The organism is Streptomyces sp. DH37 (genome assembly GCF_029813835.1).
Classification (GTDB): domain Bacteria; phylum Actinomycetota; class Actinomycetes; order Streptomycetales; family Streptomycetaceae; genus Streptomyces.
The window spans coordinates 1-13,668 of the sequence record NZ_JARVKV010000102.1 but is presented as its reverse complement, the minus strand read 5'-3'; the positions used below and the strand labels follow the sequence as shown (position 1 = coordinate 13,668).

Sequence of the window (13,668 nt, the reverse complement as noted above, 5' to 3'; positions counted from 1 at the left end):
GTCCTTCCCGGAGCCCCGGGAAGGACGGCCCGGCCCCGGGGAGGACGGCCCGGGTAGGACGGCCCCTCAGTCCCCGTCGCCGGGCCGGTCCCCGTCTCCGCTGCCCTCCATGAGCGCCGTCTGGATCTGCGTGTTCCTGCGGCGGGTGACGCGCAGCGCGCGGCCGGGGATCAGCTCGCGCCCCTTGATGCTGCCGAAGAGGTAGCCCTCGGTGGGCGGGCAGGACATCAGCAGACCGGGGGTGTTGACCTCCAGCAGCCGCCGCATCAGCAGCTCGGACAGACCTCGTCCGGCGCCGGCGGCGGAGCGGGTGACGACCAGGTGCACGCCCAACTCCCACCCCATGGCCAGGTGGTCCAGCAGCGGGTCGAAGGGCTGGTTCATCGGGGAGGTGCCCAGCAGGTCGTAGTCGTCGACCAGGATGAACAGCCGCGGCCCGGTCCACCAGTCGCACCGCTTCATCCGGGACGGCGGGATGTCCTTGCCCGGCAGCCGGGTCCTGACGGCCCGGGCGGCGCCGCCGATCAGCTCCTTGAGCGCGTCGAGGGAGACCGCGTGGCCCAGCCGGTACTCCTCGGGCACCTTCTCCACCAGTTCGCGGCGGTAGTCGACGGCCATGATGCGGGCCTCGGCCGGGGTGTACCGCTCGGTGATGCCCTTGGCGACCAGCCGCAGCAGGTTGGTCTTGCCGCATTCGGTGTCGCCGACGACGATCAGGTGGGGGGTCTCGGCGAAGTCGTGCCACACGGTGGCCAGCCCGTCCTCCTCGATGCCGATCGGGATCCGGAAGTCGCCCTCGGCGGCCGGCAGTTCGGCGACCGGCAGGGTGGCGGGCAGCATCCGCACCGCCGGGGCGGCCGGGCCCGTCCAGCTCTCGGCGACGGAGGCGACCAGCGCGGCGACGCCCTCGGCGAGGTCCTCGGAGTCCTCGACGCCGTCGATGCGGGGCAGGGCGGCCAGGTAATGGAGCTTGTCGCCGGTCAGGCCGCGGCCGGGGATGCGGGGGACGGCGGCGGCACGGCGGATGTCCACCGTGGAGTCCATGGCGTCGCCCATCCGCAGTTCCAGCCTGGTGCCGGCCTGGTCGCGCACCGCCGCCGACAGCTCGACCCAGCGGGCGGTGGTGACGACCAGGTGGATGCCGTAGTTCAGGCCGCGGGCGGCCAGGGCGTTGAAGGTCGTGATGTGCCGGTCGAAGTCCTGGCGGACGGTGGACCAGCCGTCGATCACCAGGAAGACGTCGCCGTGCGGCTCGTCGGCGAACTCCCCGGCGGCCCGGCGGCGGCGGTAGGTGGCCATGGAGTCGACGCCGTGCTCCAGGAAGAACTTCTCGCGGCGGGTCAGCAGCGAGGTGACCTCGGCGACGGTGCGGCCCACCCGCTCGGTGTCCACCCGGGCCGCGACGCCGGACACGTGCGGCAGTCCGGACAGGGAGGCCAGGGTGCCGCCGCCGAAGTCCAGGCAGTAGAACTGCACCTCGCGGGGGGTGTGGGTGAGGGCGAGGGCGGTGATCAGGGTGCGGACCAGGGTGGACTTGCCGCTCTGCGGGCCGCCGGCGACCGCGACGTGGCCGCCGGCCCCGGACAGGTCCACCGTCAGCAGGTCGCGCAGCTGGTCGAAGGGCTTGTCGACGATGCCCACGGGGACGGTCAGCCTGCCGCGCCGGGGCCAGTCCGCCGTGGTCAGGCCCAGGTGGGGATCGGGGGTGAGCGGGGGGAGGACCTGGTCGAGGGTGGGCGGGGCGTCCAGCGGCGGCAGCCACACCTGGTGGGCGGGCGGGCCGGAGTCGCGCAGCCGCTCCACCGCCACCGACAGCAGCGACGGGGCGCTCTCGTCCTCCTCCGGCTCCTCGCCGTCGGGGACGTCGGGCGTCTCGGGCAGCTCCCGGGGCACCACCCAGCCCGCCGTCCACGGCATCACCTGGCTGGCGATCCGCGCCCGGCTGGCCGTGCCGCCGCGCTGCTTGTAGGGGCCGGAGACGTAGGCGGCGCGGAAGCGGGTGAGGGCGTCCACGCCCGTCTTGAGGTAGCCGCTGCCGGGCTGCGGGGGGAGCTGGTAGGCGTCGGGGACGCCCAGGACGCCGCGGCTCTCCATGGCGGAGAAGGTTCGCAGGCCGATCCGGTAGGACAGGTGGCTCTCCAGGGCGTGCATGCGGCCCTCGTCCAGGCGCTGGGAGGCCAGCAGCAGGTGGACGCCCAGGGACCGGCCCAGCCGGCCGATCACCACGAACAGCTCCATGAACTCGCGGTGCGCGGCCAGCAGTTCGCTGAACTCGTCGACCACGACGAACAGACTGGGCAGCGGCTGGAGCGGGGTGCCCGCGGCGCGGGCCTTCTCGTACTCCAGGGCGGAGGTGTAGTTCCCGGCCGCCCGCAGCAGCTCCTGGCGGCGGATCAGCTCACCGTGCAGCGCGTCCTGCATACGGGCCACCAGCGCCACCTCGTCGGCCAGGTTGGTGATGACGGCCGAGGTGTGGGGCAGCTCGTCCAGCCCCAGGAAGGTCGCCCCGCCCTTGAAGTCGACCAGGACGAAGTTGAGGGTCTCGGAGGAGTTGGTCAGCGCCAGGGCCAGCACCAGGGTGCGCAGCAGCTCGCTCTTGCCCGAGCCGGTGGCACCGATCAGCATGCCGTGCGGGCCGGTGCCGCCCTGCGCGGACTCCTTGATGTCCAGCTCCACCGGGGTGCCCTCGGCGCTCACCGCGATGGGCACCCGCAGCCGGGCGCCGCCGGTGTGCCGCTCCCACAGCGCGGCCGGCTCGTGCCGGTACAGATCCGGGATGCCCAGCAGGGAGGTCAGGCTCATGGTGCCGGACAGCGGCTCGGACACGTCCGTGCCCATGCTCATCCGGTACGGGGCGAGCTGCTTGGCCAGGGCCGTCGCGGCCACCGGGCCGAAGGCGTCCGGGCGGCCGAGCGGGGTGGCCTGCTCCTTGCGGTCCCGGTCGGTGCGCACCAGCGCCACCTTCCCGTCGGCGACCTCCAGACGCAGGACGGTGCGCCCCGGCCGCCAGGTCAGTTCCCCGGTGAGGTCGAGCACGACGGTGTTGCGCAGCCCCGGACCGTCCAGCCGGTGTCCGCCGGGAACGGCGACGCCGTCCACCACGACCACCGTGAACGGCTCCTCGCGGCCCGCCGGGGCGTCGGGGTCGAAGGGCGGACGCTCCCAGAAGTCCGCCCCCAGCAGGTCCTCCAGCTCGCCGAAGGCCGAGACGATCATCCGTACCGGCCCGGCGCCGTCGTTGTCCTGGCGGTGCAGGCCGTGCGGCAGCCACTTGGCCCAGTCCCACTCCTCGCGCCGCTCGTCGGACACGCACAGCGCGATCCACACGTCCTCGGGCGAGTGGAACACCGCCAGCTGGGCCAGCAGCGCCCGGACGACGGCGCGTATCCCCTCCTCGTCGCCCCGGAACAGCACCCGCGACCAGGACCGCAGGAAGATCGCGATGGGCTGGTCGGGGACGGTGGTGTAGGCGCGGATGAAGCTGCGCAGCGCGTGCGCCGAGAGCGGCTCCAGGTCCTCCACCGGCTGGGTGGACAGCGGGGCCAGGCGCAGGCCCAGCTTCTGGTCCCCGATCGCCAGCCGCACCTCGGCGAAGTCCTCGTCGCCGGTCCGGCGCTCCCACAGCCGGGTGGTGCCCACCAGCGCCCACAGCGCCCGGGGGTCGGGGTGCCGCCAGGCCAGCGCCTTCTGCTGCTCCGCCACGGCGGCGCGCACCTTGCGCCGCACCTGGGAGAGGTAGCGCAGGTAGTCGCGGCGCTCGCCCTTCAGCTTCTGCTTGCGTTCGCTGCTGCGACGCATGAACTGACCCAGGATCATCGCCGCCGAGGCGATCACCATCAGGGCGATGGCCAGGTACATGAAACTGCCGGCGGCGCCCCGGCTGGGCCTGAGGAACATCAGCATCATCGACACCGACATCAGGGCCATCGGCAGGTAGTTCCACACGGCGGAGCTGTCGGGCACCACCTCGGGCAGGGTGGGCGGCTCCTGGAGGCTGAGCTCGCCTTCGGGCATGTCCGGGCCGCGGCGCCGGGCGGGCCTGCGGAACAGCACGACACTCAACGGACGGTCTCCTCAACGACGTTCACGGTGGCACACGGCGGCGACGGCGTCGGCGCCGCCCGGGCGCCCGCGCTGCGGCGGGCACGGCCGGGGATGGCCGGGGATGGCATGGACGGGTGCGGAGCGGCGGGCACGGAACGGAGAACGCCGGGCGCCGCGGCACGCCGCGGTGGAACGGGGGCGGGTGAAGGGTGCGGCCCGCCGGGAGGAGGAGCGGCGGCCGGAGCGCGGGCGCGGTACGGGCGGGTGGCCCGGAGCGCGGTTCCGACCTTACGATCCCGGTACGCGGATGGCCAGCCCGGCCCTCACGCTCCCGTGCGCGTCACGCCGCGCCGCACACGTCGAGTAGTCTGCAACCGTTCCGCGCGCACCTCCCGCGCCGCTCCTCCCGCCGCGCCCGCTGCCGCCGCTTCCGCTCCTCCTCCTGCCGCACCCGCCGCCCCCCACGGACACCCACCGGCATCCCGGAGACCCGGAGAAGCGTGAGCCATCCCATGACTGACAACACCGTGGCGGGTCTGTGCCGACTGACGGTACGGACCCCCCACAAGAGCATCGACCTGGCGGTACCCGCCGACATCCCGGTGGCCGACCTGCTGCCCGCCCTGCTGGGCTACGGGGGCGACGACCTGGCGGAGTCCGGGATCGACCACGGGGGCTGGACGCTCCAGCGCCTCGGCGGCGAACCGCTGGACGAGGAGAGCACCCTGGAGGCGCTCGGCCTGCGCGACGGCGAGACGCTGCACCTGCGGCCGCGCGCCGAGACCCTGCCCGAGGTGCGGCTGGACGACCTGGTCGACGGCATCGCCACCACCATGCGGGACCGCCCCTACGGCTGGAGCCCCACGGTCAGCAGGCGCGTCCTGCTCGGCTGCGCGATCGCGCCGCTGGTGGCGGTCCTGGTGATACTCGCGCTGCCCGGCACCTCGGCCGCGGCCCTGACGCGCGCCGCGGTCTGCGCGGGCGTCGGACTGCTGCTGCTGGCGGGGGCGGGTTCCGCCAGCCGCGCGGTCGGCGACGCGGGCGCCGGCGCGGCACTGGGCTTCATGGTCGCCCCGTACCTGGCGCTCGCCGGATGGCTGGTGCCCGGCGGCGAGCTGAGCGGCGACCGGCTGCCCGAGGTGCTGGGGGCGCGGCTGCTGGCGGCCAGTGCGGCGGCGGCCGGGGGCGCGGTGCTCGCGGTGGCCGCGGTGGCGGCGTTCGCCTCGCTCTTCCTGGGCGTGGCGGTGACGGCCGCGGCCGGGGCACTGGCGGCGGCCGTCATGCTCGCCGCGGGCCTGGCGCCGCAGCACGCGGCGGCGGTCCTCGCCCTGGCGGCCGTGGTCTTCGGCGCGTTCGTCCCCTCGCTGTCGTTCCGCCTGTCGGGCCTGCGCATGCCGCCGCTGCCCACCAACGCCCAGCAGCTCCAGGAGGGCATCGAGCCGCACTCCCCCGGCGACGTCGCCGAGCGCGCCGTCCTGGCCGACGGCTGGATGACCGGCCTGTACGGCGCCGCCGGGGTGATCTGCGCCGCCGCCGTGACCGGGATGGCCCGCGAGATCGACCTGTCCCAGACCATCACCATCGCGGTGCTGTCGGCACTGCTGCTGCTGCACGCGCGCGGCCTGGGCAACACCCTCCAGCGGCTGATGCTGGTGGCGCCCGGCCTGTGGGGCGGGGCCCTGCTGGTGCGGGCGCACGTCCTGGACTCCGGCCCGGACTCCCGGCTGCTGCTGGTCGCGGCCCTGCTGGCGGTGGCCGCCGGCGCCGCCATCGCCGCGTGGACCGTACCGGGGAGGCGCCTGGTGCCCTACTGGGGCCGCGCCGCCGAACTGCTGCAGTCCGCCACCGCGATCGCGCTGCTGCCGCTGGTGCTGTGGGTGCTGGGCGTCTACGGCGCGCTGCGCGCGCTCAACGGCTGAACCACGAGGGGACGGACACCGATGCAGTCCAAACGCGATCAGGTGCAGGCCCACATGTTCCTCATGGGCCGGCTCACCTCCAGCATGCTGCGCGCCGACCCGGACGGGCCGGAGAGCCCGCAGGGCCGCACCAACCGGGGCGTGGCCCTGGGGATCATCATCGCCCTGGTCGTCTCGGCCGGCGCGTTCGTCATCGGTCTGATCTCACCGGGCACCAAGGACTCCTGGCGGTCCTCCGGCGCCCTGATCGTCGACCGGGACACCGGCTCGCGCTACCTGTACCTCGACGGCCGGCTGCGCCCGGTGCGCAACTACGCCTCGGCGCGGCTGCTGGGCGGCGACGGGCTGAAGAGCACCGACGTGCGCACCGCCTCGCTGCGCTCCACCCCGCGCGGCACCCCGGTGGGCGTGCCCGGCGCCCCGGACTCCCTGCCCGGAGCCGGCGACCTGGCCACCGGTCCCTGGCAGGTGTGCTCCGCCCCGGCCGCCGGCGTCCCCACGCCGCGTTCACCGGGCCTGCTCGCCACCACCACCCTCGCGGTGGGCGGCGCGGCCGACGGCCGGGGACTGGACGGCACGGTGGCCCTGCTGGTGGCCGGACCCGACTCCTCCCGGCATCTGGTCTGGCGGGGCAGCAGGTTCCGGCTGGACCGCGCGGGCGGGGCGCTGGGCGCGCTCGGCTACGACTCCGCCCGGCCCGTCCCGGTCAGCGCCGCCTTCCTCAACTCCCTGCCGGCCGGGCCCGACCTGGCCCCGCCGCGGGTGCCGGAGCGGGGCGGGAAGGGACCGGCCCTGGAAGGGCGCGCCACCAGGTTCGGGCAGGTCTTCAAGGTCGCGTCGCCGGGCGCGGCGGAACGGTACTACCTGCTGCGGCTCGACGGCCTCGCCCCGCTGACCGCCACCGGCGCGGCTCTGGCACTGGGCGACCCGCGCACCCGCGCGGACGCCTACGACGGCCGCGCGCCCGTCGCCGTCGGCCTGGGCGCGGACGCCCTGGAGGGACGTCTGGCGCCCGTCGGCGAGTCCCCGGACCTCGCGGACCTGCCGCAGTCCCCGCCCGAGCTGGTGGAGGTCACCGCGGAGCAGTTGGTGTGCGTACGGGTGCAGCCCGACGACAGGGGGCCGCGGGTGAGCGTGTCGCTGGTCGCGCCGCACTCGCTCGGCCCCGTCGCGCATCCCCCCGCGGAGAACCTGACTCCGGCCTGCGTCCCGGTCGACCGGGTGACCGTACCGCCGGGCGGCGGCGCGCTGGTGCGCGCCCTGGGGGCCGGCGGGAGCCGGCTGGGCGACACCCTCTACCTGGTGACCGACACGGGGATGAAGTACCGGATCCCCACCCAGGACGCCCTGCAGGCCCTGGGCTACGGGTCCGCGCGGCCCCGGGAGCTGCCCTCCCCGCTGCTGTCGATGCTGCCGACCGGCCCCGACCTCGATCCGGCCCTGGCAGCCCGGGGCAAGGCGGTGACCACCGCGCAGCGGTGCGCCCCCGTACCGAGGACCGAGGCGGCTTCCACCGCGGGGTCCGGGGAGGACTGAGTCCGTCCGGGCGTCCGGGCGTCCGGGCGGGCAGGCGGGCAGGCGGGCAGGCGGGCAGGCAAGGTGACCGCAAGGCTCCCTTTCCTATGCTCACTGCCCGCCACCCGTTTCGTGCGTATCACCGTGCGCATCACCCGGACACCGCGTCCAGGACGTACTCCGAAGGAAGGCAGCACATGGCCGGCGAGATGTTGCAGTCGAGCGAGACCGCGACCCGTAACGGAATCCAGGCCCTGGAAATGGCCTACAGCGGCATTTTCAAGTGCCGCCAGGACGTCACCGACACCCGGGTCGGTCTGAATCCGCACCTCGGCGGCGCGATCGGCGCCAAGTACGACAACCTCATCAGGAAGTGGGAGGACAAGGCCGACCTCATCCTCAACGCCCTGGAGAGCATGGTCAACGAGCTGAACGAGACCCTTCGGGTCTACGGCCTCCAGGAGGGCTCCAGCCTGGAGAACATCGACCAGCAGTACGCCCAGGACGAAGAGGTCTTCGACGCCCTCACCGGCCGCTGACCGCTTCCCGACCGCCTCCGACTTTCCGCCCCCAAAAGGAGAAGACAGCCGTGTCCGAATACACCGACGGTTATATCCACGTCGACTACAACCACTCGAACAACGCGGCCGAGAACCTGCGCCAGCAGACCGTGGCCATCGCCAACACCCTCAACCAGCTGGAGATGGAACTCACGGCCCTGAAGTCGTCGTGGGTCGGTGACGGCGCCGACGAGTACACGAAGCGGCAGGCGGAGTGGAACGGGGCCGTCGAGGCCATGCGGCAGATCATCGACAAGGACAGCAGGCTGCTGGACCAGATCGTGGACGACATGAGGCACACCGACAACGCGGTCACCATGGGCTGGCAGCAGGTGGGCCTGCGGCGCTGAGCCGCGCACGCGAACGCTTCCCCCGGCCGTCCCGGGAAGAGGACGGCCGGGGGAAGCCCCCGCCAGTCCGGCACCCCCGGCAGTCAGGAGAGGAAGCACCATGGCGGACGACTCCAAGGAACCGAGGCTCGAGTTCGACAAGGAGGGCATCCGGCAGTTCATCGAGGAGGAGATCAAGCCCTTCCTCCGCGAGATCGACAAGATGACCAGAAGCGACAGCTTCGCCCCCTCGCTGGCGCAGATCATCGGTAAGGACAACCCCGACAACCCCGACTGGTTCGGGTTGCGCACCCCGCTGGCCATCGGCTTCATGGCCACGGGCGAGGGGCCCTTCAGGACCGGGCTGCCCGAGGAGGTCAACAAGTCGGCGCAGTCGGTCGTCACCGTCCTGGAGACCCAGTACGAACTCTTCGACGAGATCATCAAGTGCTCCGAGGAGATGGTGGACAAGTACCTCAACGCGGAGAACGACACCCTGGTCAAGATCGACGGGGAGGACGTCATCGAGGAGTTCTGGGGCGTGGACCAGGTCCTCTCCCAGGGCGGCACCGGCGGCAAGGGGGACTGACCGCCCCGCCACCGCCGGCCCCCTCTCCCTCCTCCCCGCCTGACGTCGCCGCCCTTCCCACCCCGCCTGACGGAGAACCGCCATGCCCGTCCACCCCGCGCACTCCAACGACGACTACTGGCATCAGGCCGTCAGGCTGTTCACCGGATACGAACTTCCCCAGCGGCAGGACGTGTTCGACGAGCTGGTGGGGAACGACGGCATTCCCCTGATGCAGGTGGAGATCTCGGAGATGCCGTCGCCGGGTCCGGAGGAGGACCTCTACGTCATCACGGACAACCTCTACTGGCGGGCGAACAACTCCGGCTCCTCCATCGAGGACATGAACATCGTGGTCCCCTTCTACTTCCCGAAGAACGGCTCCCGGGAGTGGAACCAGCCCCCGCGCACCAGGGTGAAGCTGATGCAGGCTGCCATCAGGCTCCTGGGCAGCCGGAGCACGGACGCCCCGCCCGGCTACGGCTACTTCCAGGGCGGCGGCTTCCAGGGTGAGCGGCCGGGCGGCGGCGAGCCGGGCCAGTGGAGCGACCTGAAGCTCTCCCAGTACTCCTACGGAGGAGGGCTGGCCATGGAGGCCCTCCTGTGGGGACGCACCACCGCGAACTTCGAGTGGAACGGCATCCACGTAGCGATCGAGAACGCCGTCGACTACAACTCGTTCGACCGGGCGGCCGACGCCTTCACCCGCGCCGCGATCTTCTTCGAGAGCCAGAAGAAGGAACTGGAGAGGTGGCACAAGCGCTTCGGCGACGAGGACGCGGCCTGGAAGGGCCAGGCGGCGGGGGTCTTCATGGACCTCATCTCCAAGCTCGACAAGATGTACGAGGAGTTCAGCGCGGACATGCCCAGAGCCGGGGCGGCCGGCTCCCGCCACGCGGAGAAGCTCAAGAACGCGCGGGCGAACTTCGTCGAGGCGGTGGGGGAGCTGAAGCTGGTCTGGAACGACTGGCAGTTCTGGCGGGGCAACCCGCTGCGTTTCCTCCACGACATCCTCCTGGACCTCACCGAGCACATCTGGAACACGAACATCAAACCGGTGTCGCTCGAGTACGAGAGCAAGACCAACATCGGGCACGCGTACTCCTACATCGACATGGAGAACCCGGTCGCGGTGGTCGGCAGCGACGACGGGGAGTTCGTCAACGGGCACCCCGACTACGGGCACTACATGGACCTGCAGACCTGGAAGAGGGTCGGCGAGAAGGCCATCGCCAACTGGCAGGACACCCTCGACAGAGAACTCGGCGGCGCCGCCAAGACGGCGATCATGAAGGTCAAGGACTCCTTCTCCGTCTCCCTGGAGCCGGTCTCCTCCAAGGGCGCCCCCACGCTCTCCCAGAGCCTCACCCATGACATCAACCAGCGGACCAGGGAGCAGGCGGAGAAGGACAGGGAGGAGCAGAGGCGCCAGCAGGAGGAACTGAAGAGGGAGCAGGAGGAGCAGAAGAAGGAGCTCGAGCGCAAGGAGAAGGAGCGGGAGGAGCAGCAGCAGAAGATCCTGGAGGAGGAGCGGGCCTACCGGGAGAAGGAGAAGGAGGAGCAGAGGCGTCGCCAGGAGGAACTCGACGCCAGACAGGAGGAGAAGGAAGCCGAACAGGAACGCCGGCAACAGGAACTACAGGCGAGGCAGGAGGCCAAACAGGCCGAACTCGAGGCCAAGCAGGAAGCCAAGGAAGCCGAGCAGGAGCGCCGGCAGCAGGAACTGCAGGCTCGGCAGGAGCAGAAGCAGGCCGAACAGGAACGCCGACAGGAGGAGCTGCGCGCCGAACAGGAGCGCAAGCAGCAGGAACTGCAGGCCCAACAGGAGCGCAGGCAGCAGGAACTGCAGACCCAGCAGGAAGCCAGACAGGCCGAACTCGAGGCCAAGCAGGCGGAGCGCGAGCAGCAGCAGCGGGAGTACCAGGAACAGCAGCAGCAGGCGCAGACGTTGGCGCTCGCTCAGGCGAGGGCCGATCGGGAGAAGGAGAAGGAGGAGCAGAGGCGTCGCCAGGAGGAACTCGACGCCAGACAGGAGGAGAAGGAAGCCGAACAGGAACGCAAGCGGGAGGAGCTGGAGGCCGAGCAGGAGGAGCGGGAGCGGGAGCAGGAACGCAAGCAGGAGGAACTGCAGCAGCGGCAGGAAGAGCGGCAGCGCGAACTGGAGGAGAAGCAGGAACAGCAGCGGATCAAGACGGAGACCGAGTACGAGGAGCGCCAGGAGGAGCAGGAACGCCGGCAGCAGGAGCTGCAAGCCCAGCAGGAGGCCAGACAGGCCGAACAGGAACGCCGCCAAGAGGAGCTGCGCGCCGAACAGGAGCGCAGGCAGCAGGAACTGCAGGCCCAACAGGAGGCCAGACAGGCCGAACTCGAAGCCGGGCAGGCGGAGCGCGAGCGGCAGCAGCGGGAGTACCAGGAACAGCAGCAGGAGCGGCAGGAGGAACTGCAGCGGCAGCAGCAGGAGCGGCAGGAGGAACTGCAGCGGCAGCAGGAGAAGCGACAGGAGGAACTGCAGCAGCGGCAGGAGGAGCAGCGCGAGCGGCAACTGCAGACGGAGCAGCAGCGACAGCAGCAGTTGCAGGAGCGGTTCGAGCAGTTGCGGCGCCAGGGGCCGTCGCTGCCCGACTTCGACGACAGCCGGACGATCCTCAATCCGGACGGCTCGGTCACCACCGGCTTCTCCGACGGCGGTTACACCACCGTCGACCCGGACGAGCGCACCTCCGTGACCGTCCGCCCGGACGGAAGCGTCGACATCGAGAACCTCAGCCCGGGTGAGTCCATCCGCAACCCCGACGGCAGCTGGACGACGCTGAACCCGGACGGCACCCTCACCACGGACTACCCCGACGGCCGCTCCGTGGTCATCGACCCGGACGAGGGCCAGATGACGACCACCTACCCGGACGGCAGGACGGAGACCACACCGCTCACCCCGGGCGTCCCGGCGAGCCGCCCGGACCACGGCACCGACTTCCGCTCCTCCTATCCGGGATACGAGGAGGAGCTGTACGACAGCCGCTCGTCCGATCCCTACGAAGTGCTGGGCGGCCAGCGGCCCGCGGCGGCCGGCGCGCAGGGCGGCCCCCCGATGATGCCGATGATGCCCCCCGGCATGACCATGGGCGGCCAGATGTCGGGCGGCGCGGACTCCGGCGGACGGGTCCGCAACGTGTACGACACGACACCGGTCGTCACCGCCCGCGGCAGGAACGCCAACCGGTACCGGGACGAGGACGTCGCGGCGGCGCAGCGGGGCGGCGCCACGAGCTCCGGCATGCCCTTCATGCCCCCCATGGGCGGGGCGGGCGCGCCGCCGCCCCAGTCGCAGGAGAGCGGCGACCGCGAACGCTCCTCCTGGCTGGCGGAGGACGAGGACGTCTGGGGCACGGACGAGGGAGGCGCGCCGGCGGTGATCGGCCGGTGAACGGCCGACCGGCGGCGCGCGGACGGATTGCGAGGAGTTGACACATGGAGAACGAGTTCGCGGAACGGCTGGCCAAGGCCAGGGCCGAACTGGAGGCGACCCGGGCGGCCGTCGCGCAGGCCGAGCAGCGGTTGCGGCAGGAGTCGACGACCGTGCTCTCCCGCGACCGCTCGGTGGAGGTCACCGTGGGGCCGCAGGGGGAGCTGACCCAGCTGAAGTTCCTCGACGGCAGGTACCGGACGATGGGCGCCGCACAGTTGGCCGCCTCCGTGCTCGAAGCGGTCCAGCAGGGCCGTGGGCAGATGGCGCGCCGGGTGATGGAGGCTTTCCAGCCGCTGGCCGCGCGCCATGCCCGGGAGCCTGACGCCGCCCCCGGCACGGGCATCGACTGGGAACGGATCTTCGGCCCGCTGGCCGCCACGGCGGAACCCGACCGGGGACGGCGGAAGGTCGGCAACCGGCTGCGCGACGAGATAGAGGAGGACGGCGGCCATGGCGGGCGGTGACTCGTTCGACGCGGACCCCGGCAGGCTGGCGGCCCTGCGGGCGGAGATGGAGGGGATCGCCAAGAGACTGCCGGCTCTGAGAAGCGATTTCCTTCGGGGGCAGTACTTCTACGAGGACTACACGGGAAGCGGCAGCGAAGAGATCTCGGGGAACCTCAAACCCCGGTGGAAAGAGACCACGGGCTACGTCGATTCGGTGCTGGAGGCGCTCGCGGGGGCCATAACAGCGGTCGTCGGCGCCCAGACCCAGACCCTCAACGAGATCGAGAGACCCAACCAGAAGGCCCAGGACGACATCGACTCTCTGCTGTCCGCGCAGGGGGACGACCTGGACACCGATGGCGGAAGGCGGTGACGAGGGCGATTCGGACAGAGCCGGATTCCCTGAGAAACCATCCTGCGCATTCGACGTACTGACGGGCGGACAGAGACGGCAGGGAGGCCTGGCCGCCCGGAAGGAACCGCCGTCGGAGCTGTCGATGGCGGTTCCTTCCAGCGCGCCACTGCCGAGCGGTTGAAGGACGGATGAGCGACAAGCACACCCCGGGGGGCTCCGTGGACCGCAGCGACGGAGCAGGCGGACAGGGCAGGAAACCCCTCCGCTCCCATCTGCGCGCCCCGGGATCGCCATGCGCCGACGCGGCGGCAACCGCCTTCATCGGCACGGTCGTCCGAAGCGTCTCGGTGGATGCGGGCAGTGACGGGGTGGGGTGAGGGTGGCCATCCGCGACGAGATCGACTTCTCCGATGAGGAACAGTGGCTGTTCTTCCTCCTGATCGGCGAAAGACCCACCGACGCCCTC

9 protein-coding genes are annotated in these 13,668 nt (G+C 71.8%); 8 read left to right on the top strand and 1 reads right to left on the bottom strand.

Going from position 1 to position 13,668, the window contains the following annotated elements:
* Positions 1-66: 66 nt before the first annotated feature.
* The gene (gene eccCa, locus QC029_RS29270; protein WP_279558862.1) at positions 67-4,062 is read right to left on the bottom strand and encodes a type VII secretion protein EccCa; all 3,996 of its coding nucleotides are present in this window, start codon (positions 4,060-4,062) and stop codon (positions 67-69) included.
* A 494-nt stretch (positions 4,063-4,556) separates the two neighbouring features.
* On the opposite strand from eccCa, the gene eccD reads away from it, so the two are divergent.
* From eccD to QC029_RS29230, 8 genes are all read left to right on the top strand, one after another.
* Positions 4,557-5,963: a type VII secretion integral membrane protein EccD gene (eccD, locus tag QC029_RS29265; protein ID WP_279558861.1), complete on the top strand. Its 1,407-nt coding sequence runs from the start codon at positions 4,557-4,559 to the stop codon at positions 5,961-5,963.
* 21 nt (positions 5,964-5,984) lie between these two features.
* Positions 5,985-7,499: a type VII secretion protein EccB gene (eccB, locus tag QC029_RS29260; protein ID WP_279558860.1), complete on the top strand. Its 1,515-nt coding sequence runs from the start codon at positions 5,985-5,987 to the stop codon at positions 7,497-7,499.
* A gap of 176 nt (positions 7,500-7,675) precedes the next feature.
* The gene (locus QC029_RS29255) at positions 7,676-8,017 is read left to right on the top strand and encodes a hypothetical protein (protein ID WP_279558859.1); all 342 of its coding nucleotides are present in this window, start codon (positions 7,676-7,678) and stop codon (positions 8,015-8,017) included.
* A gap of 50 nt (positions 8,018-8,067) precedes the next feature.
* On the top strand, positions 8,068-8,388 hold the full coding sequence (locus tag QC029_RS29250; protein ID WP_279558858.1) for a WXG100 family type VII secretion target: 321 nt from the start codon (positions 8,068-8,070) through the stop codon (positions 8,386-8,388).
* A gap of 100 nt (positions 8,389-8,488) precedes the next feature.
* The gene (locus QC029_RS29245; protein ID WP_279558857.1) at positions 8,489-8,956 is read left to right on the top strand and encodes a type VII secretion system-associated protein; all 468 of its coding nucleotides are present in this window, start codon (positions 8,489-8,491) and stop codon (positions 8,954-8,956) included.
* Between the two features lie 82 nt (positions 8,957-9,038).
* Positions 9,039-12,359 carry an AAWKG family protein gene (locus QC029_RS29240; protein WP_279558856.1) on the top strand — a complete coding sequence of 1,107 codons (3,321 nt, stop codon included), beginning with the start codon at positions 9,039-9,041 and terminating at the stop codon, positions 12,357-12,359.
* 44 nt (positions 12,360-12,403) lie between these two features.
* Positions 12,404-12,865, top strand: a complete 462-nt coding sequence (locus QC029_RS29235; protein ID WP_279558855.1) for a YbaB/EbfC family nucleoid-associated protein — start codon at positions 12,404-12,406, stop codon at positions 12,863-12,865.
* A complete protein-coding gene (locus QC029_RS29230; protein WP_279558854.1) occupies positions 12,852-13,220 on the top strand; it encodes a hypothetical protein in 369 nt (122 codons plus the stop codon). The genes QC029_RS29235 and QC029_RS29230 overlap by 14 nt, the downstream gene beginning before the upstream one ends.
* The last annotated feature ends 448 nt before the right edge of the window (positions 13,221-13,668 follow it).

Excerpts from the sequence above, each read along its gene's own strand:
- eccD (WP_279558861.1), top strand. The coding sequence starts at position 4,557 with ATGACTGACAACACCGTGGCGGGTCTGTGCCGACTGACGGTACGGACC.
- eccB (WP_279558860.1), top strand. The coding sequence starts at position 5,985 with ATGCAGTCCAAACGCGATCAGGTGCAGGCCCACATGTTCCTCATGGGC.
- QC029_RS29255 (WP_279558859.1), top strand. The coding sequence starts at position 7,676 with ATGGCCGGCGAGATGTTGCAGTCGAGCGAGACCGCGACCCGTAACGGA.
- QC029_RS29245 (WP_279558857.1), top strand. The coding sequence starts at position 8,489 with ATGGCGGACGACTCCAAGGAACCGAGGCTCGAGTTCGACAAGGAGGGC.
- QC029_RS29240 (WP_279558856.1), top strand. The coding sequence starts at position 9,039 with ATGCCCGTCCACCCCGCGCACTCCAACGACGACTACTGGCATCAGGCC.
- QC029_RS29235 (WP_279558855.1), top strand. The coding sequence starts at position 12,404 with ATGGAGAACGAGTTCGCGGAACGGCTGGCCAAGGCCAGGGCCGAACTG.
- QC029_RS29230 (WP_279558854.1), top strand. The coding sequence starts at position 12,852 with ATGGCGGGCGGTGACTCGTTCGACGCGGACCCCGGCAGGCTGGCGGCC.